This is a genomic window from Mycobacterium interjectum, assembly GCF_900078675.2.
GTDB classification, from domain to species: Bacteria; Actinomycetota; Actinomycetes; order Mycobacteriales; family Mycobacteriaceae; genus Mycobacterium; species Mycobacterium interjectum.
This window is the reverse complement of record NZ_LT546237.1, coordinates 2,404,538-2,427,713: the sequence shown is the minus strand read 5'-3', so window position 1 is coordinate 2,427,713 and position 23,176 is coordinate 2,404,538. Positions and strand designations below refer to the sequence as shown.

Genomic DNA, 23,176 nt, shown 5'->3' with positions numbered 1-23,176 from the left:
CAACACGACGTTGCGAAAACGGCCATATTCGGCGCCATGTCACGCCGCGGCGGGGCTTCCCGACGGCGGCGTCTTCTCGGCTGCGTCGGTTTCGCCGACGCCCTGCCGGTTCATGGGTATCGTCAAGCGCTGTGGTTGAGTCTTCGATCCCCGCTGTGCTGCGCGAGCGGGCCCTGCTGCGGCCCGACGAGACGGCGTTTACCTACGTCGATTACGAGCAGGACCCGGCGGGCGTCGCGGAGAGTTTGACCTGGTCGCAGCTGTACCGGCGCACGCTGAACGTCGCAGGGGCGCTCAAAGCCTGCGGGTCGAACGGCGACCGCGCCGTGATTTTGGCGCCGCAAGGGCTCGAGTACCTACTCGGGTTCCTGGGCGCCCTGCAGGCCGGTCAGATCGCGGTCCCGCTGCCGCTTCCGCTGCGGGGCGCGGGCGACGAGCGGGTCAGCTCGGTCCTGCTGGACGCGTCGCCGTCGTCCATCCTGACGACCTCGCCCGTGGCGGGCGACATCGCCGAGTACATCCAGTCGAAGCCCGGCGAGCGCGCGCCATCGCTCGTCGAGGTCGATCTGCTGGACCTTGACTCGGAGCCAGGATCCGCCACCGAGGCCGAGACTCTGCCGAGCGTTGCGCATCTGCAATACACCTCCGGCTCGACGCGCACGCCCGCGGGAGTCGTGGTCTCGCACAAGAACATTCAGGTCAACTGTCAACAGATCATGTCCTCCTTCTACGAGGACGGGATCGCTCCGCCGGACACCACGGTGGTGTCGTGGCTGCCGTTCTTCCACGACATGGGCCTGGTCCTGAGCATTTGTTTCCCGATCATGGCGGGATTTCGCACCGTGCTCACGAGCCCGCCGGCGTTCCTGCAGCGCCCGGCGCGCTGGATGCAGATGCTGGCCAGCAACCCGCACGCTTTTTCGGCCGGGCCGAACATCGCTTTCGAATTGGCGGCGCGGAAAACATCGGACGATGACCTGGCCGGGCTTGACCTCGGGGGCGTGCGCAACATCCTCAACGGCGCCGAACGCGTCAACCCCCCGACGCTGCGGCGCTTCGCCGAGCGGTTCGCCCGGTTCAACCTTCGCCCCGAGGCGTTGCGGCCCTCGTACGGTCTCGCCGAAGCCACGCTCTTGGTGGCCACACTGGAAACCGGTCTGCCACCGGCGACCGTTTTCTTCGAATCCGAAAAGCTGACCGCCGGCGACGCGCAGCGGTGCGCAAGCGGGGAAGGCATCCCGCTGGTCAGTTACGGCATGCCGACGACGCAGACGGTGCGCATCGTCGACCCCGAGACCAGCGTCGAATGTCCGCCGGGAACGGTCGGTGAGATCTGGGTGCACGGCGACAACGTCTGTTCCGGCTACTGGCAGAAACCGCAAGAGAGCGAACGAACCTTCGGCGCAACGCTTGTCAATCCGTCGGCCGGGACGCCCGAAGCGCCGTGGCTGAGAACCGGAGACCTCGGCTTCTTCTCCGACGACGAGATGTTCATCGTCGGCCGCATCAAGGACCTCCTGATCGTGTACGGGCGCAACCACGCTCCCGACGACATCGAGGCGACGATCCAGGAAATCACCGCGGGCCGCGTCGTGGCGATCGCGGTTCCCGACGACGACGGCGTCGAAAAGCTGGTCACCGTCGTCGAATTCAAGGCCGGCGACGATCCCGAAGAGGCCGCGAACCGGCTGGGTGCGGTGCGGCGTCAAATCACCGCCGCGATATCGAGGGCACATGAGCTCAGCGTCGCGGATCTCGTTCTGGTGCCGCCTCATTCGATTCCCCTCACCACCAGCGGCAAAGTCAGGCGGCGGGATTCCCTGCAGCGGTATTTGCGCAACGAGTTCACCCGCTGGGACGAGCCGACCCGCCGGCCGGAACCGCGCGTGGCCGAGGACACCGGTACGGGCGCCGAGCCCGACTCGGCTTGGGCGCAACGCCTGGGAACGCTGCGCCGGCAGCAACATGACCTGCTGGTCGGCATGGTGTGCACGCAGGTGGCAACGGTGTTGGGCAATTCCAGCCCCCAGGACATCGATCCCGAGTGCCCGTTCCAGGACTTGGGGTTCGACTCGGTGAAAGCGACCGAGTTGCTCGACCGGCTCAAGACCGAAACCAAGCTGGCATTACCACCCACGCTGGCCTTCGACTACCCGACCCCGGACGAGCTGGCCACGCACCTGGGCCTGCTGCTCAGCGGATCGGTCGCGGCGGCTCCGCAGGCGGGGTTGCGGGCGGAGCCGGACGAGCCGATCGCGGTGGTGGGGATGGCGTGCCGGTTCCCGGGTGGGGTGGATTCGGCTGCGGCGCTGTGGGATTTGGTGGCCGGCGGCGTCGACGCGGTCGGGGAATTCCCGGCCGACCGGGGCTGGAATCTGGCGGAGTTGTTCGATCCCGATCCCGATGCGGTGGGCAAGACCTACACCCGCGTGGGAGGGTTTCTAGCGGAGGCGGCCGAGTTCGACGCGGAGTTCTTCGGGATCTCGGCGCGCGAGGCCCAAACCATGGACCCGCAGCAGCGGTTGCTGCTGGAGGTGTGCTGGGAAGCGTTGGAAACCGCCCGAATCGACCCGGCCGGCTTGGGGCGTTCGGCGACCGGGGTGTTCGTCGGGGCGTGGTCACAGACCTACGGCGCGGGCGGTTCCGACGGCGTCGAGGGCTACGCCCTGACCGGCCTGTCCACCAGCGTGGCCTCCGGCCGAGTGGCCTATGCGCTGGGGTTGCAGGGCCCCGCCATCACCGTCGACACGGCCTGCTCGTCGTCGCTGGTGGCAACGCATTTGGCGTGTCAGTCCCTGCGTAACGGCGAGTCGGCTCTCGCCCTCGCCGGCGGTGCCACGGTGATGACGACACCGTCGGTGTTCACCGAGTTCGCCCGGCAGCGCGGGCTGGCCGCCGACGGGCGGTGTAAGGCGTTCTCCGCCAACGCCGATGGCACCGGCTGGGGTGAGGGGGCCGCGGTGCTGGTGCTGGAGCGGCTCAGCGACGCCCAGCGCAACAACCACCCGGTGCTGGCCGTGATCGCCGGCTCGGCGATCAACCAGGACGGCGCCTCCAACGGTTTGACCGCCCCCAACGGGCCCGCCCAACAACGCGTCATCACCCAGGCCGCGGCCAACGCCGGCATCGCGCTCGATCAGGTCGACGTGGTCGAGGCCCACGGCACCGGCACCACCCTGGGTGACCCGATCGAGGCGGGCGCGCTGATCGCCACCTACGGCACCGCGCGCGACGCGCAGCACCCGCTGTGGCTGGGCTCGATCAAATCCAACATCGGCCACACCCAGGCCGCCGCCGGGGTGGCCGGACTGATCAAGATGATCGAGGCGCTCAACCACGACACCTTGCCCCCGACGCTGAACGTCGATCGGCCCAGCCCGCACGTCGACTGGTCGGCCGGCACCGTGCGCCTGCTCACCGAGCCGGTGGCGTGGCCGCACACCGACCATCCCCGCACCGCGGCGGTGTCCTCGTTCGGGATCAGCGGCACCAACGCGCACGTGATCCTGCAACAGGCCCCGGCCGCCGCACCGGACGAGCGGACCGACGACGGTGCCGAGTTCGGGCTGTTGATGTGGCCGGTGTCGGCGCGCACCCCGGCGGCGCTGAGCGCGCAGGCCGACCGGCTGCGCCAACACCTGGTCTCCCATCCCGACCTGGACCTCACCGACGTCGCCTACAGCCTGGGCGCCACCCGCACCCATCACTCCCACCGGGCGGTCATCACGGGTTCGGTGGCGGGCGCCGACCCGCGCGATGACCTGCTGGCCGCGCTGGACGCCCTGCGCACCGGCCAACCGCACCCGCAGCTGACCAGCCACCATTACCTGGCCCACCTGCGCGGTAAGACGGTGTTCGTCTTGCCCGGCCAAGGCGCCCAATACCCCGGCATGGGACGTGAGCTCTACGAACACCACCGCGCCTTCGCCGACACCGTCGACGCCTGCGACGACGCGTTGCGCCCGTTCACCGACTGGTCGGTGCGCGACGTCTTGCGCCAGGACCCGTCGGCGCCGGCGCTGGACCGCGTCGACGTGGTGCAGCCCGTGCTGTTCACGATGATGGTGTCGCTCGCGGAGGTGCTGGCCAGCTACGGCATCGTCCCCGACGCGGTGATCGGCCACTCCCAGGGCGAGATCGCCGCGGCGTACATCGCCGGTGTGCTTCCGTTGCCCGAGGCCGCCAAGGTGGTGGCGCTGCGCAGCCAAGCGCTCAGCGACCTGCGTGGCAGCGGCGGCATGGCGTCGGTCCTGCTGGACGCCGAGCAACTGCAGCCACGCCTGCAACCCTGGGGCGCGGCGCTGAGCATCGCGGCGATCAACGGCCCCTCGCACACCATCATCAGCGGCGACCCCACCGCGCTGGAGGAGTTCACCGCCGCCGGTGAACGCGACGGTCTGCACATCCGGCACATCGCGGTCGACTACGCCTCGCACTCCGCTCAGGTGGAACCGGCACGCGAGCGCCTGCTGGCCGGGCTGGCCGGCCTGACTCCGGTACCGTCGCGCATCCCGCTGTATTCCACAGTGGGACAGGCGCTTTCGGCTGACCCGCTCGACACCACCACCATGGACGCCGACTACTGGTATCGCAACCTGCGCGAGCCGGTCGCCTTCCACGACCGGGTGCTCGAGCGCCTGGCCGCCGGCGAGTGCACGTTCGTGGAGCTGTCCCCGCACCCGGTGTTGGCCCCGGCGATCACCGACACCTTGGCCCTGGTCGCGGGGCGGACGCAATCGTCGGTGGTCATCACGTTGCACCGCGACCGCCCCGACCAAGACAGCCTGGCCACCGCGCTGGCGCAGCTGCACAATCACGGCCACGGCCCGTCGTGGTCGGCGCTGTACCCGCACGCGCGCACCGTCGAGCTGCCCACCTACCCCTTCGACCACCGCCGCTACTGGCTCGCCCCCGCCCCGAGCGGCGACGCCGGCGGGCTCGGCCTGGACCGCGCGGAACACCCCTTGTTGGGCGCCGTCGTGGGGCTGGCCGACCAAGACCAGGTCATGGTCAGCGGGCGGCTGTCGACCGGCACCCAGGGCTGGCTGGCCGGCCATCAGGTCAACGACACCGTGCTGTTCCCGGCCGCGGGGTTCGTCGAGGTGCTCCTGCGGGCCGGCGAGCTGGCGGACTGCCCGGTGATCGACGAGCTGGTGCTGCATACCGCCCTGACTCTGTCGGAGCAGGCTCCGGCCGATCTGCAGATCCTGGTGCAACCGCTCGACGAGCAGGGGCGGCGCCCGTTCACCGTGCACTCCCGCACCGGCGGTCAGCCTGGCGGCGTGTGGACGTTGCACGCCAGCGGCGCGCTGAGCGCCGATCAGCCCGCCGCCGGCGTCCCGGCCACGCCGTCGCCGGGGGTGGAGGCGCTCGACCAGGACGACTTTTATGACGGGCTGGCCGAGCGGGGCTACCGCTACGGCGGCCCGTTCCGATCGGTGCGGGGCGTCGGCACCGACCCGGCGCGGCCCGACGTCGTCTACGCCGAGGTGGCGTTGCCCGCCGGGACGGATGTCGCCGGATTCGGTATCCATCCCGCCCTGCTCGACGCCGCCCTGCACCCGCTGGCCGCCGTGTTGGACCGCACCGACGACACCGACCCGGCGTCGCTGCGGGTGCCGTACGCGTTCACCGGGGTCACCCTGTATGCCACCGCCGCGAGTCAGCTGCACGTGCAGCTGACCCGCACCGGCGAGGACACGTTCGAGCTGCGCGCCACCGATCCCACCGGCGCGCCGGTGATCACCATCGGCGCGTTGACGTTGCGGGCGGTCTCCGACCAGATCGGCCGGCCTTCGATGGCCGGGCTATCCGACAGCCTGTTCGAGCTGACCTGGCCGTCGGCGCCCGAGCTAGCCGGTCCCTCGGGGAGCCAACCGCCGGCGGTGTCCGTCGTTGGCGATCTCACCTCGGCGACCGAGCCCCCGGCGTTGGTGATCTGGCCGCTGCCGCACGCCGACGAGGCCGATCCGCTGCGGCAGGTGCACGGCCTGACCCGCGATGTGTTGGCTCAGTTGCAGGGTTGGTTGGCTCGGTCCGACGCCGCCCATACCCAGCTGGTGGTCGTGACCCGCCATGCGGTCAGCGTGAACGCTTTTGACGGTGTGCCCGATCTGGCCCATGCCGCGGCGTGGGCGCTGATCCACACCGCCCAAAACGAGCATCCCGACCGGATCACGTTGCTCGACACCGATGACTGCGCGGCCAGCGCGGGCAAGCTGTCGGCCGTCGCGGCGGCGCGGCCGGCCGGNATGTGCTGCGCGGGCTGGGGGTCGACCCGACCCACATCGCGTCATCGCGCACGCTGGATTTCGTCGACACCTTCAAGGCCGCCACCGACGGCCAAGGCATGGACGTCGTGCTCAACAGCCTGGCCGGGGATTTCGTCGACGCCTCGCTGCAATTGCTGCCCCGCGGCGGCGGTTTCGTCGAAATCGGCAAGACCGACATCCGGGTGCCCGGCGACATCGCCGCGGCCCATCCCGGGGTCGACTACCGGGTCTACGACTTGTCCAGTGCCCCACCGGAATCGCTGCGGCCGGCGTGGGCGGCCCTGCTGACGCTGTTCGGCGCCGGTGCGCTGCAGCCGTTGCCCACCACCAGCTACGGCCTAATCAACGCGCCCCAAGCCTTCCGCGACATGAGCCAAGGGATGCATACCGGGAAGATCGTCCTGATCCCGCCGGCGGTGCTGGACCCCGAGGGCACCGCGCTGATCACCGGGGGCACCGGGATGCTGGGCGCGCTGTTCGCCGAGCATCTGATCACCCACCACGGCATCAAGCACCTGCTGCTGCTGTCGCGCAGCGGCCCGGCCGCCTCTGGTGCGGCGGAACTTCAGGAGCGCCTGACCCAGCTGGGCGCTCACGTCACCATCACCGCCTGCGACACCGCCAACTCCACCGACCTGAGCGCAGCGCTGGACGGTGTTCCTCCTCAGCATCCAGTGACCGCCGTCGTCCACGCCGCCGGGCTGCTGGAGGACGCCGCGGTGAGCGACATGACCGCCGACCAACTCGATGCGGTCTTGGCCGCGNTGCGCCAGACACGCTGGCGCCTGGGCAGATCCGCGTTCAGGTGCGCGCCGCGGGGCTGAACTTCCGTGACGTGGTGGTGGCGCTGGGCGCCATCGCCGACGACGGCATGGGCAGCGAAGCCGCCGGGGTGGTCCTCGAAGCCGGGCCCGAGACGTCGGTGCGTCCCGGGGATGCGGTGATGGGGCTGTTTCCGCACAACGCGTTCGCGCCCACCGCGATCACCGACGAGGCCATGGTGGTACCCGTTCCGGCCGGCTGGTCGTTCACCCAGGCCGCCTCCGCGCCGATCGTGTATCTGACCGCCTACATCTCCCTGGTCGAGATCGCCGGGCTGTCGGCCGGGCAGCGGGTGCTCATCCACGCCGGCGCCGGCGGGGTGGGGCAGGCCGCCATCCAGATCGCCCGCCACCTCGGTGCCGAGGTGTTCGCCACCGCGCACCCCGACAAACAGCATGTGCTGCGCGGGCTGGGGGTCGACCCGACCCACATCGCGTCATCGCGCACGCTGGATTTCGTCGACACCTTCAAGGCCGCCACCGACGGGCAGGGCATGGACGTCGTGCTCAACAGCCTGGCCGGGGATTTCGTCGACGCCTCGCTGCAATTGCTGCCCCGCGGCGGCGGTTTCGTCGAAATCGGCAAGACCGACATCCGGGTGCCCGGCGACATCGCCGCGGCCCATCCCGGGGTCGACTACCGGGTCTACGACTTGTCCAGTGCCCCACCGGAATCGCTGCGGCCGGCGTGGGCGGCCCTGCTGACGCTGTTCGGCGCCGGTGCGCTGCAGCCGTTGCCCACCACCAGCTACGGCCTAATCAACGCGCCCCAAGCCTTCCGCGACATGAGCCAAGGGATGCATACCGGGAAGATCGTCCTGATCCCGCCGGCGGTGCTGGACCCCGAGGGCACCGCGCTGATCACCGGGGGCACCGGGATGCTGGGCGCGCTGTTCGCCGAGCATCTGATCACCCACCACGGCATCAAGCACCTGCTGCTGCTGTCGCGCAGCGGCCCGGCCGCCTCTGGTGCGGCGGAACTTCAGCAGCGCCTAACCCAGCTGGGCGCCCGGGTTTCTCTCATCGCCTGCGACACCGGCAATCCCGCGGAGCTGGCCGCGGCGCTCGACACCGTCGCCGACGCCCACCCGCTGACCGCGGTCATCCACGCCGCCGGCGTACTCGACGACGCCGTCGTGACCGACCTCAGCCCCGAACAACTCGACGCCGTCCTTGCCGCCAAGGCCGATGCCGCCTGGCAGCTGGATCGACTGACCGCCGACCGCGACCTGGCCGCGTTCGTGTTGTTCTCCTCGGCCGCGGGCATCTTGGGTAGCCCCGGGCAGGCGAATTACGCTGCGGCCAACGCCTTCCTGGACGCGCTGGCCCGCCGCCGCCAGCACACCCAACGCGCGGCCACCAGCGTCGCCTGGGGCTACTGGCAAACCCCGTCCGGCATGACGGCCCACCTCACCACTGCCGACCTGACCCGGCTGGCCGGCACCGGTCTGACCCCCATCACCAGCGAGCACGGCCTGGCTCTGTTCGACGCCGCACTCAGCAGTCAGCGGCCCAACGTGGTCGCCACCCCGTTCAACACTGGCGCGTTGACGCGGCAGGCGCGTCACAACACGCTGGACCCGATCCTGTCCGCCCTGACCCACATCCGTCCCCAAGCCGCCACCGCCAGCCCCCGCACCCTGGCCGCCCGGTTGGCGGCCGAAACTCCCCGGCAACGGCTCGACATACTCACCGCGATGGTCACCGCCACCACCGCCGCCGTGTTGGCCCACCCCGACCCGGCCGCGCTCGATCCCGACCTTCCCTTCAAAGACCTGGGCATCGACTCGCTGACCGCCCTGGAGCTGCGCAACACCCTCAACCAACACACCGGCCTCGTCCTGCCCGCGACCGTGGCCCTCGACCACCCGAGCCCCGCGGCGCTCGCCGCCCACCTGGCCGACCTGCTCACCGACACCACCGCAGCCGCCGTCGCGGCGGCGCAGGTCAGCACGAATGGCGTTGCGCCGGTGGACGATAGGCTCGCGTACCTGGACCAAGCGGCGTTTCTCGCGCTGCGCGCGGTGCACGGCGCTCTGATTCAGGTCACGTGGATCTACAACCGCCCCGTCGACGTCCAGGGATTACGGCGTTTTCACCGCAATCTCGGACGCGGGTTGTTGGGACGCAGGATCGAACGGTCCGCGCTGCCGTTCGCGCGTGATCGCTGGGTCATGGCTCCGGCGTCGGCCGACATGGATTTCGCCGCGACGCCGCGGCCGCGCGCCGAGGTGAACGCCTGGGCCGACGAGCGGGCGCGTCTGCCTCTTGACCCGGAGTGGGGACCCGGCTGGCATCTCGGGGTGCTTCCGCTGGAGGACGGTGGGACCGCGGTCAGTCTGGTGGCGTCACACACGATCGTCGACGCCATCGCGTTCGGCCGGGCGATCGAGGACGCCGCCGAGGGCAGGACGCGCGAATTCGGTTATCCGCCTGCGGGATCGCGCACGCTGCGCCGGGCGTTGCGCGAGGATCTCCGGCAGACCGTCAAAGACCTGCCCGACGTGGCGCACGCGTTGGGCGCCGTGGCGCGAAGGGCCCGGCGCGACCGCCAAGAGCTCAGATCGTCGATGAAGGCCGCGCCACCGTCTCCGAAAACGTCCAACGGCGATCAGACGGTAGAGGTGCCGGCCCTGACCGCGTACATCGACCTGGCGGAATGGGATGCGCGCGCGAAGAGTCTTGGTGCAAGCAGTAACTCGCTGGTGGCGGGAATCGCGTGCCGGCTCGCGGTGCGGGTCGGGCGCGTCCAGGACGACGGAACGGTCACCCTGCGATTCCTGGTGTCGCTAAGGACCGAAGACGATACCCGCGGCAATGCGCTCACGAGCGTCGACGTGACGGTGGATCCCACGCGCGCGGCGACGGACCTCGGGGACATGCAAGCCACGATCACGCAAGGAATCCTCGCCGCGATGGAGGACCCCGACAACGAGTGGTTGGCGCCGCTGCCGCTCGCCGCGCTGACACCGGTGTGGGCGGCCAGAAAGGTAGCGGGGATGGCAGCCGGCGGCTCCACCCTTCCCGTCACGTGCTCCAATGTCGGTGATCTGTCCCCGGCGGCGAACCGGCCCGACGGCACCGACGCCGACTATGCGTACCTGAGAAACCTCGAGCCCGACATCAAGATGAGCACGCTCGAGGCCATGGGCGGGCAACTGTTCCTGGGATCGGGGCGCGGCCAAGGGAAGATGTTCATCAGGATCTCTGCCTATCTGCTCGACCGACCGAATACGAAAGAAGAGCTGCGCAAGAACGTTTCGGCCGCGTTCGCCGAATTCGATTTGAATGTCGAGATCGACTGCTGAGCGTGTAGCAACCGGCCTTAGCTGGGCTGTTTTCTCCTGCACCACAGTGTGTTTGGGCTGAGCCGACGAGGCCGGCGAAATCGGCTATTTACGGCGAAATCGTGTTGATTTATCATGGAAAATGAATGATGAACAAAAGGTGAACGCAAGGTAAACGGATTCAAGGTGTAGCAGTGCGCTGTGGAACCGGAGGGGCGGCGCACGTACGCGGTTCAAATGCCAATTCGCCCGTCGATGACGGCCCTATCCAGAACGGATGCCCTTCCATGTTCATCGGCACCACCGGCCGCTCCGGTGCCCTGATAACCGCAATCGCGTTGCTCGCTGGCGCTGCAATTCTGCGCGGTGGCACAGCCGCGGCCGACCAAAGTCAAGACGACCGCTTCTTGGCGCTGCTCGATCAAGAGGGCATCCCTGCCCTGCAGGGTGTGCCGAACCTCATCGACACGGCCCATGACGTCTGTCGCACTCTCGACGCCGGCATGCCGGCGGCCGGACTCGTGGACGCGATGGTGAACAATGCGTTCGGCATCGACCCGGCCGAGCGCGAATACGCCCCTGGCCGCCTCGCGCGCACCGAGGCCCGTTTCATCACCGCGGCAGTGGGGGCGTACTGCCCCCAAGACCAGGGCAAGATCGCTTCGATCCGAACCAATCGCACGGGATGGAATGGGTCGACGCGAAGCGATGTGCGGGAGCCGCGGCAGGCACGGCTGGCAACCTTGATCGGGTCGCTTCCGTCTGGAGAGATCACCGATCCCGAACCGCCACAGATTCCGGCGACACCGCCCCCGGCGGCGCAGATCCGCACACCACGCCAGCCGGTGGCGGCGCCGCCACGACCAAAACAGCCGCCGCCTCCAGCCCAAAAGCCGCCGCCGCCACCGCAACAGGCAGCGGAGCCGCCACAAGAGCCGCCGCCTCCTGCAGTCGGTCCTCAGCCGGGTGGCCCCGGCGGNAGGCAACTATTCGCTCAGCCGATTGGTCACAAGCGTTAGGCGTCAATGAAAGACACACCGAAGGGCCTGCGGTCCGCGGATGGCGGTGTTGTCCCGCCATGTTGGGTTGCCGCAGAGTGTGGGGTGGCGAGCCAGGACATGTTGTAGTGCTGTAGCGGTTTCGAGGCGGGCTAATGCTGCTCCCAAGCAGTAGTGGGCCCCGTAGCCGAAGGTCAGTGGCGCCGGCCCGGGCCGGTTCGTTTGGAGTTGGTCGGGTTCGTTGAAGACGGCCGGGTCGCGGTTGGCGGCGGCAAGTACGACGAGGGCAGGTTCGCCCCCGTCGATGATCACGTCGCCAAGGACATGGTTCTTTGTGGCGGTGCGTGCTACGGCTTGGACGGGGCCGTCGAGGCGGAGCAGCTCGGTGACCAATCGATCGTCGAGGGTGTCGATTTTATCGATTGGTCGGGCATGGTGATGCGTCGGTGTGAAGAGACGAATCATAATGTTGCCGAGCAGGTTTGCGGTGGTTTCATGGCCAGCAACCGCAATGACGATCGCGGTGGTGACGACGTCGTCGAGTGCGAGATCAATATCTGCGGCAATGAAGCTGAGCAGGTCATCTCCGGGATGGCGGCGACGGTCCGCGGCCAGCGGTAGGAATTCGGTGAGAAGCGTGGCCAGCGCTTCTGCGCCGTTTTCGATGGCGGCAATGTCGCTTGAGTCGCTGAGCATTCGGGTGATTGCGGGAGATTCCTCGCGAAGCAGTCGGGCGGTGTCGATGTCTAATCCCATCCAAGCAGCGGCGACCGCGATAGGCAGACTTTGTGCGATCTCGGTCACGAAGTCGAACTCGAATCCGGCGGGAATGGAATCAATCGTGTCGGCGGCGATTGTGGCGATACCGTCACGCAGCCCCGCGATGAAAGGCCGGGTGAAGATGTCTCGAACCGAGCTGCGCAGCCGCAGGTGGTCCACACCATCGGTGAATAAAATGTTGTGGCGCAGGGTATCTGGGTCCGTTGCAGGCAAGCCGACCGTAATGTTGGGGTTCGCCAGTGGGTTGCTCGTCCAGCCATGCCCGCCCAAGACCTTTCGTGCAGGGTGGTAGCCGAGGATCAGCCAGGCCGCGGCACTGTCGTTCCACACCACGTCGCCTTCGTGGCGACACTCCTCATAGAACGGGTAGGGGTCTGCGGCATCCCATGGCAGCCGAACACTGGAACGGACGTCAGGGGTGGTCATGATGGTCGAATGCTCCGGGCACACCACGCTCGCGCACCCAGGAATGGTGCAGCTTGCCCAACTCGGTGCTCGGTTCGGCGACACCGTCAAGGTCGTCCATGATGGCTCGGATAGGCAGCGTCGCCTGCAATCCGACAGCCACACTGGCCCAAGCGAGTTCGATCCGACTGGTAAAAACCAACCACGGCGGAGCCGACATGCGGGCCACCACATGATTGGAGTCACGGATGTCGAACATCCCGCTGATCGTGCGTCCCGTGGCGTCGGGCATAAACGTCACTGGCTCGTTCGCGGTGTAGTCCACGGCTGCTGTCTCTACGATCCATTGCTGCAGATCGTCGGCGGTCAGTGACGATTCCGCGCTGACCGCCCCTACTTGAACCAACAGGTCACGAAAGTCGCGCTTTCGTTCCTCCATCGAAGCGCGTATGGCTGCCACCCAGAGCCGCCGCTGCTTCTCGGGGAATTTTTGGACGCAGCCGAAATCCAGGAAGCCGACGCTGCCGTCGGGGTTGAATCGGTAGTTGCCGGGGTGGGGGTCGGCGTGCACGAGGTTGGCGTGGCGGTAGTTGCCATTGATAAACCGTGTGATCACCTCGGCCCAAGCGTTTTTCAGATCCTGATCGGCCAGTTGCGCGGCCGGGTAGTCCATGCCGTCTAGATAGCTCATCGTTAGCACTCGATCGCCGGAAGCTTCAGGTATGACCTCAGGGATGCGGATGAAGGGGTGGCCGCGGTAGAGCTCGCTGAACGTGGTCATGGTGGCCGCTTCATGACGGTAATCGACCTCCTCGCCAATGCGCGCCGCGGCTTCGCACGCCAGTGCGCGAATATCGACCTTGATCCCCGACGCCGCGGTGACAAACCGCAGGAACGTCGCCAGCAGCTCGGTGTTCGCCAGGTCGTCTCGGATCGCCTGGGCCACACCGGGATACTGGATCTTGACGACTACCTCGCGGCGGTCGGACAGCACCGCGCGGTGTACTTGGCCTACCGATGCCGCGGCCATCGGCTCATCGGAGAATTCGGCGAAGTGCCGAACGGCCGAGCCCAGCTCGTCCTGAAGGATCTTATGGACGAGCGTTGGGTGCATTGGCGGCGCGTCAGCGTGTAGTCGCGCCAGGGCCTTCTGGTAGGGCCAGTATCCGCCGGTGCCCACGGCCCGGGCGTCGACCATCGACAGAATCTGGCCGGCTTTCATCAGGACACCCTTGGAGTGACCCAGCAGGTCGGTGTAGCGGTCCGCGGTGCGTTCGTGGAATCGCTCGACCGCGCCATAATCGCCGGTCCGCTCTCGCAATCCGGCGATCAGCCGGCCTCCTGCGGCGCGGGCAGCAAAACCGGCCAACGGCATCGTCCGGCGGACACGCCCTTGCGGCACAGGCTTGTCGTGCTGCGGCATCTGGCCCTCCCACAAAACCCGCTGGATGTAGTAAGCTCTTGCCAAATGTAAGTGATCACTTTGGAGAGGTCAATGACTGCACCCGTTTCGACCCGGGAACGCCTGGTCACCGAAGCGATGCGGCTGTTCAGCGCCAAGGGGTTTGAGGCCACAAGCGTCTCCCAGATCGAAGCCGCGGCAGGACTGGCCGCGGGCTCGGGAGCCCTGTACCGCCACTTCAGATCAAAGGATGCATTGCTGGACGCCGGGATTGACCGTCAGCTCGACCGGCGCCACGCCATGCGTGATATTCGTGCGCTGTTCGCAGGGCTCGGCGACTTACACGCCGAACTGACCGTGTTGGGCCGGTATCTGCTCAGCGTCATTGACGAGGAGATCCAATTGCTGCAGATCGCCGCCCGGACACCGGCCGGCCAATCGGCTCGCCTCGACACCGCCTATGCCGCGCTCATCGATGGACTCAATGCGGAACTGGCGGATTGGATCGGCGCCTGGGCGCCAAAAGTGGCCCCACAAGATCGCAGCGTCCTGGCGGCGCTCGGGGTCAACGGCATTCTCGGAGCACGCTTTGCGACCAGCCTCTTCCGCCAGCCCCAGGCACAAATACCCGACGACGGATATCTCAGCGAATGGACAGCCGTCCTGACCGCTCGAATTCAGTCGCTTTCAACCCCCGACCCGCCCCCTCCGGAGCGACCCGCGGAACGGGCCCAGTGAGACTTTGAAAGCGTCGTGGTGATCGTGACCACATGCGGAGATGTCGGTCGGATCTGCCTCGATGCTTCCGGCGCGACTCGAATGGGGGTTTTCTAATCCGTTCGGAGATAACGCATTTGACTTGGTCATGCGGCGCCGGCGGATTCCGGCGAACTGCCTTTGTCGATGGAAGCCTCTCGAGGTGGCTTGAGAGCCAATCCGACAAAATGTCACGGAGCAATCGAAATAGATCCGCCAACCACTAACCGACGCTGAGCACACACGTTTTCGAGTTGACATCGTCAATCCGTCGCGTCGTAAACTATCGAAAACTAGGTCGTCAGCTAACGAAAAAGTGTCAGCTCTTGATCAGAACGAAGCGAACTTTAGATTTCCTCGGGAAGCTCCATCCAACTACGTCATCAGCATCTCGGCTGTGTTGATTCAACGGTTTAAGGGAGTCGGAATGAAGTTCACGCTTACCCGCCTTGGCGCTGCGTTAGCGGGTTGTGCCGCGGCGTGTGTGTTTTCCACTGCGGTTGCCACCGCTGACCCGCCCGACCCGCACCAGCCGGACATGACGAAGGGGTTCTGCCCGGGTGGTCGATGGGGCTACGGCAATTTGGCCGTGTGCGACGGCGAGAAGTATCCCGACGGGTCGTTTTGGCACCAGTGGATGAAGACCTGGATCGTCGGCCCTCAGTTCTACTACGACTGTGTCGGCGGCGACGAACCTCTCCCGGGGCCGCCACCGCCCGGTGGCTGCGACGGGGCGATTCCGCGCGACCAACCTCCCCCGCCCCCGACCTGACCCCGCGGCGCAGCGGCCGCGGAATCACTCCCGAGTTTCGACCTCAATCCGTTTCCCCGTCGGCGCTCCGTTGGGCACCGGCACCGAGATCGCCAGAATGCCCTTTTCGTAGGTGGCGTGGACGTCGTCGACGTCGGCTCCGGCGGGCAGCGGGACGGAGCGAGCGAAAGCCCCATAGCTGAATTCGGACCGGCCGCGGGATTCGACGGCCTGGCTGCGCACGGCCTTGATGGTGAGCATCCCGTCGTGCACGGTGATGTCGATGTCCTTCGCGGGGTCGACGCCGGGAATTTCGGCGCGCACCTGGTAGCGGCCGTCATCCATCTCGTCCTCGACGCGCAGGAGGTTGCGGTCGAAGAGCGGACGCAGGCCCGCCAACAGGGGAGTGCCACTGAAGAGCTCGGCGAGATCGGGCACCAGGGTTCTGGGTTGACGCTGGACTGGCAGAGTTGCCATGAATTCTCCTGAAATCGTTGCATCCCTTTCGATTTCGATCGAACCACTGTGCCGCCGCCGGTGCTAGACCGTGCGTCGATGTTGCCAAGAGATTCGTTGGGAGTTAAACCCCTCGGCTGCGTCCGAACCCAGCCACCGTCGGCTTGCTCAGCCCACCCGCTTCAGCGTGTAGTGGGCAATCGTCCGTTTGGGGTCGTCGGCGAGCCTCTTCACCTCTTGGCGGATGGGATCAACGGCGCCGCCCAACACGCCGGGGCAGCCGTCGGGGCACCGGACTTCCCACCACGAGTCCGACCGGTGTGGCGGCCACGCGCCGAGCTGTCCACCCCTGGGCTGGTAGCCGATCTCGGCCGCAAACTGCCTGAGGTTGCCGACGTGATGCTGTGCCGGGCAGAAGAGGGAAACATCGATGCCGAGGTTCTCGGTTTCGTTCATGGCCGCCATTCTCCCTCGCGGCAGCGTGACCACAATCACGGACGCATCGGACGCTTCTCCGGTGTAGTCAGTTGACTACATTACATGGGGTGTGGTGTAGTCAACTGACTACACCACCCTAGGAGAACAACCATGACGACAGCCCGCGCACGGGATCGCGTCAACGATCTAGCCATGGAACTCGACCTTGCAGCGCCCACCGGGGCAACCTGGGTCGACGAGTGGGAGAGCATCGGGGCAGCCTTCAGGGTGTTCGACGGCCCGGAGTGGAGAATCAGGCACGTCGCCAACCACGGGCGCTGTGCCGATACGGGCGATATCGTGGTGTCCGTCATCGGGCGGCAATACGCCGATGGGCATGCCGAGCGCGCCATCATCATCGACGGCGCCTGTACCCCGGTCATCACGGCTACCGAAGCGCGCAAGCTGGGCAGGGCGTTGATCGCCGCCGCAGACGCCGCCGACGGGTGACTTGCTCGCCACAGTGAGCCTGCGCGAGAGCGAACTCATCGACTCCGGTGCGACTCGAACGTGCGGTCTTTACGAATCGGTGCATCACTTCAAATTTGCGTGGGCCGGCCGTCAATCCGTTGGTTGAGGGCTCCCTAACTCCTCAAGGCTGGCCAGAGCGATCCGCGTGCTCGTCTCGTGCTTAGACAGGGGCCGCATATGGTCCCATCCCTCGACCACCAGCGTCGGACTCTGGTCTTGGCCGCTGAACTCCTCGAGGAAATAACGGAGGGACTCACCTGTCGTGTGATCGACGAGGGGCACGCGCGAGCTCAAGTGCAGATGCACCTCCCGTGTATCCGTCGGAAGCTGCCTCAGCTCCCGAATCACGTGAAATAGGTTGAAGCACACGAGGGGACCATCCAAGTACAGATGGTAGGCGCCGTTATCGAATTCCCGCTGCGACACCGGATTGCGGAAGAGACTGAGGAAGCGGACGCCTAGATTCGGCTTGGCGGATTCCGCGCCGTCGCGCAGGCTGTGCCACAGGCCCACGTACCACAGGTTCAGTACCAATTCCAAGATGATGCCGGCGGCGATGCCGATGAGCAGGTCCGTCGTGACGGTCACGAGCAAGGTGGTGGTGAAGACGACGAATTGCTCCGTCCCGACCCGGGCGACGTTGCGCCATACCGCCGGCTTGCACAGTTTGTAGCCAATAAAGACCAGGATCGCGGCCAGGACCGTCAGCGGGACCATGTCGATCAGGTCGCTGCCGAGCAGCACGAACGCCAGCAGGAAGCAGGCGTTGTAGAAGTTGGCCCATTGGGTCCGCCCACCTCCCAGGATATTCGCCGTGCTCTTGACGATGCCGGGGATGATGGTCAGGCCACCGAGCACGCTGGAGGCAACGTTGCAAACGCCCATGGCCAGCAAGGTCTGGTCCGGGTCGGAGCGGCGGCGAAAGGTGTCGATTTTGTCCACGGCCGCGATCGTCGCCAGGGACTCGGTCCCGTCGATCAATAGCAGGGTGACGACCAGATACGCGAGGGGAAGCCACAGTTCGGCATGGCTGAATACATCACCGAACTGTGGGAAGACGACCCCGTGCCTGAGCGAACTGGGCACGTTGATCAGATGCTGCTTGTCCAGCTTCAGGGCCAACGCGCTAATGACCGTGCCGACGACGAAAACCCAGACCGGGGGCGGCATGACTTTGAGCAGCCGCCCGGGCAGGGCCGACAGCACGAAAAGCGCTGCCAGGGAACCGATCCCGAGGGCAACGACCTGGTGGTTCATCGACTGGACATGGCGGGGCACTTCGCCGAGGATCGCCCAGAATTCGTGGGCCTCGAACTTCACGCCCATGAAGAGAGGGATTTGCTTGGCGATGATCATCAGGCCGATCGCGGCCAGCATGCCCTGGATGGCCGCAGCCGGGAAGATGGCACTGAGGCGCGCCACCTTCAACTTGGCAAGGATCACTTGCAACACGCCCGCGAAGGCGATGGCAACCAGAACCAAGGGGTATCCCACTGCGAGCAACTCGGATTTCGAGGTGCCCCCGCCCAGGCGGATGGCTCCCAGTGTGACCATGCCAGCGAACAGCGCCGGCGCCAGTCCCGCGGCCGGGCCGCTAATCGTCACATACGAGCCGCCCAGGAACGGGAGAATAAATCCGGCGATGATCGCTGAGGTGATCCCGCAGATCGGCGGCGCACCTGAGGTGATCGCGATTCCCATCGAGAACGGCAGTGAGATCATGGCCACCGTGAAACCCGAGCGAAGGTCATAGCGCCAGTACTTGAGACCGGCCAGGCCATTGCGGGGCTTTTCGGTCGGAACGGTCAGGTTCTGTTGCATGGGTCAGCCCTCTCAACAGCGGCTTGAAGCGTTTGGGGTGAAGTGCTGCCGGAAATTCGTGCAGCATGGATCCGACTCCATGACAGGAGGACGGAAATACGGGTGCGGAACGGACTATCGCATGACAGTCGTTACAGCGGCGTGCTCCACTTCTCCGCGGTCGCCATGAAATCCGCGCCGCAAGTGTGGATGCCGAATTGCGGGGCCGCTACGACGATTAACCCCAACCCGGCTCGCGAAGGCATCAGCTTGATAGTCATCGCGGCTATCACGGTGGCCCTTGCCGAATACACGAGTTGACATGCACAGCTCCCGCTTGTTGGCGCTTGGCCACCCTGGGGTTACAAGACCGTCAGCGCCGTTCGGGCAAGATTGTTTGGGATCTGGGCGCATCGTGCGGCCACAATGGCCAGCATTCCCAGCACATTAGTGCTGTATTCACAGCGGACTTTAAGCTTCAAGGAACAATCGACATTTGCGACCCGCCCGCATCAGAATATTTGCTCATTCTAGTTAGGCTAGGCTAGCCTTCTCGTCGCGTCCGGCTCTTGGAACCCCCCGAGACCGCCGGGTCACCGTGGGTTGTCATGAGACGTTGGGAGACAGGCGATGTCATTTGTTAGTACGCAGCCGGACGTGGTGGCTGCGGCGGCGACAGATTTGGCGAGCATTAGATCGAACATCATCGCGGCAACGACGGCGGCGGCGGCCGGCAGTACGGAGGTTCTTGCGCCGGCCGCCGATGAGGTTTCGACGGCTATCACGGCGCTGTTCAACGCACACGGCCTGTCGTATCAGGCGCTTAGCGCCCAGGCGGCGGATTTTCATGCGCAGTTCGTCCAGAACTTGGTGGCGGGCGCGGCCTCGTATGCGAACACCGAGGCGGCCAACGTGCTGCAGCACCTACCCAACCTGGGCATCGGAAACATCGGCAACGGCAACGTGGGCGGCGGCAACATCGGCAGCTTCAACTTCGGCGGCGGCAATAGCGGTGGCAACCTCAACGTGGGCTTTGGCAACTGGGGCTCCTACAACTTCGGCGCCGGCAACGGAAACGCGTATGCGGGCTCGGCGGGCCTGTCCTCGTTCAACGTGGGCAACGGCAACATCGGGATGTTCAACCTCGGTTTCGGCAACGTCGGGGGCGGCAACATCGGCTTCGGCAACGGAGAAACGATCGCAGCTGCCCGCGGCAACCTGTCCTTCCTAAACGTGGGCGTGGGCAACTCCGGCAGCTACAACGTGGGCCTCGGCAACCTCGGCAACTACGACATAGGCGTCGGGAATAAGGGCAGTGGTGATATCGGCATCGGGCTGACGGGCAACAACCAGATTGGTTTGGGCGGGCTGAACGCCAACGGTGCGGGTTTCAACTTGGGCTTCGGCAACAACGGCAGCTTCAATGTCGGCTTCGGCAACGCCGGCGACGGCAACATCGGCTTGGCGAACACCGGCAGCCATGACATCGGCATCGGGCTGACCGGCGACAACCAGGTGGGCTTCGGCGGCTGGAATTCGGGGACCGGAAACTCCGGCCTGTTCAACTCGGGCACTGGCAACACCGGGCTGTTCAACTCGGGCACCGGCAACACCGGCGTGTTCAACACGGGCAGTCACAACTGGGGCGTTGCCAACTCGGGTACGACCGACACCGGCATGTTCAACACCGGCGTGTTCGACACCGGCGTGTTCAACGCCGGCAACTACGACACCGGCGGCTTCAACCCCGGCGGCGGCGCCAACTTCGACGGGGTGACCCTGTCCGGCAATACGGGCTTCTTTAACGCGGGCGACGAAAATACGGGCTTGTTCAACGCGGGCACCGACAACGTGGGCTTCGCCAACGCGGGCACGTTAAACATGGGCTGGTCCAACGCGGGCACCGACAACCTCGGCTTCGCCAACGCGGGCGTCGGCAACACCGGCGGCTGCAACAGCGGCGGCGCCACCACGGCGGGGCTGCTGGCCGGCAACACCGGGTTCTTCAACTCGGGTTCGGCGAACACGGGCTTGTTCAACTCGGGCAACACCAACACCGGCCTGTGGAACTCCGGCAACGTCAATACCGGCTTTGGCGGCACGGGCAGCTACAGCGGCAACTCGGGTTTCGGGAACACCGGCACGGGCAACTCGGGATTCTTCAACTCGAGCGATGGCAACTCGGGCTTCTTCAACTCCGGCGCCGGCGGCTTCAATTCGGGCTACGGGAACTTCGGCGACGTCGGATACAACGAGGGCTTCTTCAACTCGGGCAGCGGCACCTACAACACAGGTTTCTTCAACTCGGGCAGCGGCTCCGGCGACGTGGGCTACGGGAACTACGGCAGCGGCGGCAGCAACGTTGGCTTCGACAACGGAGGCGACGGCGGCACCAACATCGGCTTCTTCAACTCGGGCGCCGGCGGCTTCAACACAGGTTTCGGGAACTACGGCGACGGTTACAACACCGGCTTCGACAACAACAACACCTCAGGCACCAGCATCGGCAATTCGGGCGGTTTCAACACGGGCACGGGGTTGTCGGGTTTCTTCCGCTCGTGAGACGCCGATTTGTGCCACATATTGCCGCCGCCGAAGCCGGGCGCCTGGAACCAAAATGTCCAGCATCAGGCGAGGTCATACACACCGACAAGTGCCCCCGGCACGACTCGAACGTGCGACCTAGGGATTAGAAGGCCCTTGCTCTATCCACCTGAGCTACGGAGGCAATGTGCAGGTCAGTCTATCGAACGCGACACGCCCGAAGGACTCGCCGAGCGCGACGCGCCCGAAAAGTCTTACAGCGGAGCGCTTATCGGTTATCGTGTGAGCCTCGACACACGGACAACACCGGTTGATAAGCAGCCGTTAACCGCAACGAAGCGTGTGCATAACGTCGAGGGGTGCGTTGATGAGCGTGGCCTTGAACTTGACTTCGCGGTGTTCGCAGGCCGGTGCGCAGGCACTACGCCTGGCCGCCGACGCCAGGGATACCTGCCGAGCCGGCGCATTATTGCTGCGTGGCTCGCCGTCGGCGGTCGGCTGGGTCGCCGGCTGGCTCTCCACGGAGTTTCCCCCGCACGTGGTGACCGGCCACGCGTTGTCCCGGGTCACGCCGCCGGCCATCGGCCGCGTCGGCGCCTCGTGGGCCGCGCAGAAGGCCGACCAGGCCCTCACCGCCGCGCTCGAGGGGTGCTTTGGCCCGGACTTCCGTGACCAGGTGCGCCACCCGGCGTGCGCCCAGTCCGAGTGCGCCTCGCGCGGGGGCCTCCTGCGCAGGCCCGGGCCGCACCGCCGCTACGCGGCGCAAACCTCCGACATCTCCTACGGTCCGGGCGGCGACGAACACCTGCTCGACATCTGGCGACGTCACGACATGGCGCCCGGACGCCGTGCGCCGGTCCTGATCCAGGTCCCCGGCGGCGCCTGGTCCGTCAACGGAAAACGGCATCAGGCTTATACGCTGATGAGCCACATGGCCGAACTCGGCTGGATCTGCGTCTCGATCAACTACAGCAGAAGCCCGCGTTGCACGTTCCCGACGCACCTCATCGACGTAAAGAGGGCGATCGCGTGGGTCCGCGAGAACATCGCCGACTACGGCGGCGACCCCGACTTCATCGCGATCACCGGCGGATCGGCGGGCGGGCACCTGGCGTCGCTGGCCGCACTCACCCCGAACGACCCGACGTTTCAACCGGGCTTCGAGGGCGCCGACACCAGTGTCCAGGCGGTCGCGCCGTATTACGGCGTGTACGACTTCACCGACGCCGAGAACATGCACGAGTTGATGCTGCCGTTCCTCGAGCACTTCGTCCTGAAGACCCGCTACACCGAAAACCCCGACCGGTTCCGGTCGGCGTCGCCGATCACCTACGTGCACAACCAGGCCCCGCCCTTCTTCGTGCTGCACGGCGAGAAGGACGAACTGGTGCCCAGCGGCCAGGCCCGCGCCTTCACCGCGGCGCTGCGCGACGCCGGGGCCGCCACGGTGGCCTACGCCGAACTCGCCAACGCGCACCATGCCTTCGACATCACCCCGACGGTCCGATCGCAGCTGGCCGCCGACGCCGTCGCCGACTTCCTCGGCGTCGTCTACGGGCGCCGCGCCTACCCGCTGATGGATTCGGTGCCGGTGCCGGCAACGTCCGCTAGCTGAGCGGGCGCCAAGTTTCGCGCGGCGGATCGCGCCTTTCACCGCCGCGGCATCCCGACTAGCGTTGGGTTTGCAATCCGGTTCGCGGCTCCGAGGCAGGAGGCTTGGTCGGCGGTGACAACGTTGGCGCGTCGAGTTCATCATGGCTGAGTCCGTCGGGGCCGTTAAGTTGTCCGACGAGCTCGGACCCGTCGATTATCTGATGCATCGGGGTGAAGCGAATCCCCGCACCCGGTCGGGGATCATGGCGCTCGAACTACTCGATTCGACGCCGGACTGGGACCGGTTTCGCACCCGATTCGAAAACGCCTCGCGGCGGGTGCTGCGGCTGCGGCAGAAGGTCG

The 23,176-nt window shown here is 66.4% G+C and carries 14 protein-coding genes, 1 tRNA gene and 2 pseudogenes; 11 read left to right on the top strand and 6 right to left on the bottom strand.

From position 1 onward, the window contains the following. Positions 1-131: 131 nt before the first annotated feature. The 5 genes and pseudogenes from BN4348_RS61625 to BN4348_RS45950 form a co-directional block, all read left to right on the top strand. A pseudogene (locus BN4348_RS61625) lies at positions 132-5,840 on the top strand (fatty-acid--AMP ligase); the annotation flags it as partial. A 45-nt stretch (positions 5,841-5,885) separates the two neighbouring features. After that, positions 5,886-6,167: pseudogene (locus tag BN4348_RS63130) on the top strand (SpnB-like Rossmann fold domain-containing protein); the annotation flags it as partial. 86 nt (positions 6,168-6,253) lie between these two features. Then, positions 6,254-7,096: an SDR family NAD(P)-dependent oxidoreductase gene (locus BN4348_RS61620; protein ID WP_235852764.1), complete on the top strand. Its 843-nt coding sequence runs from the start codon at positions 6,254-6,256 to the stop codon at positions 7,094-7,096. Then, on the top strand, positions 7,078-10,401 hold the full coding sequence (locus BN4348_RS62185) for an SDR family NAD(P)-dependent oxidoreductase (RefSeq protein ID WP_066914282.1): 3,324 nt from the start codon (positions 7,078-7,080) through the stop codon (positions 10,399-10,401). The genes BN4348_RS61620 and BN4348_RS62185 overlap by 19 nt, the downstream gene beginning before the upstream one ends. Before the next feature lie 266 nt (positions 10,402-10,667). Then, entirely contained in the window at positions 10,668-11,399 is a 732-nt protein-coding gene (locus tag BN4348_RS45950; protein WP_066914279.1) for a DUF732 domain-containing protein, read from the top strand. A gap of 3 nt (positions 11,400-11,402) precedes the next feature. Here BN4348_RS45950 and BN4348_RS45945 read toward each other — a convergent pair whose 3' ends face one another. Both BN4348_RS45945 and BN4348_RS45940 read right to left on the bottom strand, forming a co-directional pair. After that, positions 11,403-12,584: a cytochrome P450 gene (locus tag BN4348_RS45945; RefSeq protein ID WP_066914277.1), complete on the bottom strand. Its 1,182-nt coding sequence runs from the start codon at positions 12,582-12,584 to the stop codon at positions 11,403-11,405. After that, complete coding sequence (locus BN4348_RS45940; RefSeq protein WP_235852763.1) at positions 12,571-13,986, bottom strand: ABC1 kinase family protein; 1,416 nt, start codon at positions 13,984-13,986, stop codon at positions 12,571-12,573. The genes BN4348_RS45945 and BN4348_RS45940 overlap by 14 nt, the downstream gene beginning before the upstream one ends. A 72-nt stretch (positions 13,987-14,058) precedes the next feature. Here BN4348_RS45940 and BN4348_RS45935 point away from each other — a divergent pair, with 72 nt between their 5' ends. Then, complete coding sequence (locus BN4348_RS45935; protein WP_066914276.1) at positions 14,059-14,703, top strand: TetR/AcrR family transcriptional regulator; 645 nt, start codon at positions 14,059-14,061, stop codon at positions 14,701-14,703. A gap of 445 nt (positions 14,704-15,148) precedes the next feature. Then, positions 15,149-15,493, top strand: coding sequence for a hypothetical protein (locus tag BN4348_RS45930; RefSeq protein ID WP_066914274.1), 345 nt, complete (start codon positions 15,149-15,151; stop codon positions 15,491-15,493). Positions 15,494-15,517: 24 nt separating this feature from the next. Here the strand turns inward: BN4348_RS45930 and BN4348_RS45925 are convergent, their stop codons facing one another. After that, positions 15,518-15,949, bottom strand: coding sequence for an Hsp20/alpha crystallin family protein (locus BN4348_RS45925; protein WP_066914272.1), 432 nt, complete (start codon positions 15,947-15,949; stop codon positions 15,518-15,520). Between the two features lie 147 nt (positions 15,950-16,096). Then, a complete protein-coding gene (locus BN4348_RS45920; RefSeq protein WP_142308719.1) occupies positions 16,097-16,384 on the bottom strand; it encodes a hypothetical protein in 288 nt (95 codons plus the stop codon). A gap of 132 nt (positions 16,385-16,516) precedes the next feature. On the opposite strand from BN4348_RS45920, the gene BN4348_RS45915 reads away from it, so the two are divergent. Beyond that, positions 16,517-16,855: a hypothetical protein gene (locus BN4348_RS45915; RefSeq protein ID WP_142308718.1), complete on the top strand. Its 339-nt coding sequence runs from the start codon at positions 16,517-16,519 to the stop codon at positions 16,853-16,855. A 111-nt stretch (positions 16,856-16,966) separates the two neighbouring features. Here the strand turns inward: BN4348_RS45915 and BN4348_RS45910 are convergent, their stop codons facing one another. Next, a complete protein-coding gene (locus tag BN4348_RS45910; RefSeq protein WP_084454260.1) occupies positions 16,967-18,697 on the bottom strand; it encodes a SulP family inorganic anion transporter in 1,731 nt (576 codons plus the stop codon). A gap of 609 nt (positions 18,698-19,306) precedes the next feature. Between BN4348_RS45910 and BN4348_RS45905 the strand changes: the two genes are divergently transcribed. Further along, positions 19,307-21,238, top strand: coding sequence for a PE domain-containing protein (locus BN4348_RS45905; protein WP_084454259.1), 1,932 nt, complete (start codon positions 19,307-19,309; stop codon positions 21,236-21,238). A gap of 92 nt (positions 21,239-21,330) precedes the next feature. Here the strand turns inward: BN4348_RS45905 and BN4348_RS45900 are convergent. Then, positions 21,331-21,404 (bottom strand) — tRNA-Arg (locus BN4348_RS45900). A 183-nt stretch (positions 21,405-21,587) separates the two neighbouring features. Between BN4348_RS45900 and lipQ the strand changes: the two genes are divergently transcribed. Together lipQ and BN4348_RS45890 are read left to right on the top strand one after the other, a co-directional pair. After that, positions 21,588-22,835: an esterase LipQ gene (gene lipQ / locus BN4348_RS45895; protein WP_066914262.1), complete on the top strand. Its 1,248-nt coding sequence runs from the start codon at positions 21,588-21,590 to the stop codon at positions 22,833-22,835. Between the two features lie 139 nt (positions 22,836-22,974). Next, the coding region (locus BN4348_RS45890; RefSeq protein ID WP_235852762.1) for a wax ester/triacylglycerol synthase family O-acyltransferase at positions 22,975-23,176 on the top strand (202 nt) is incomplete at its 3' end.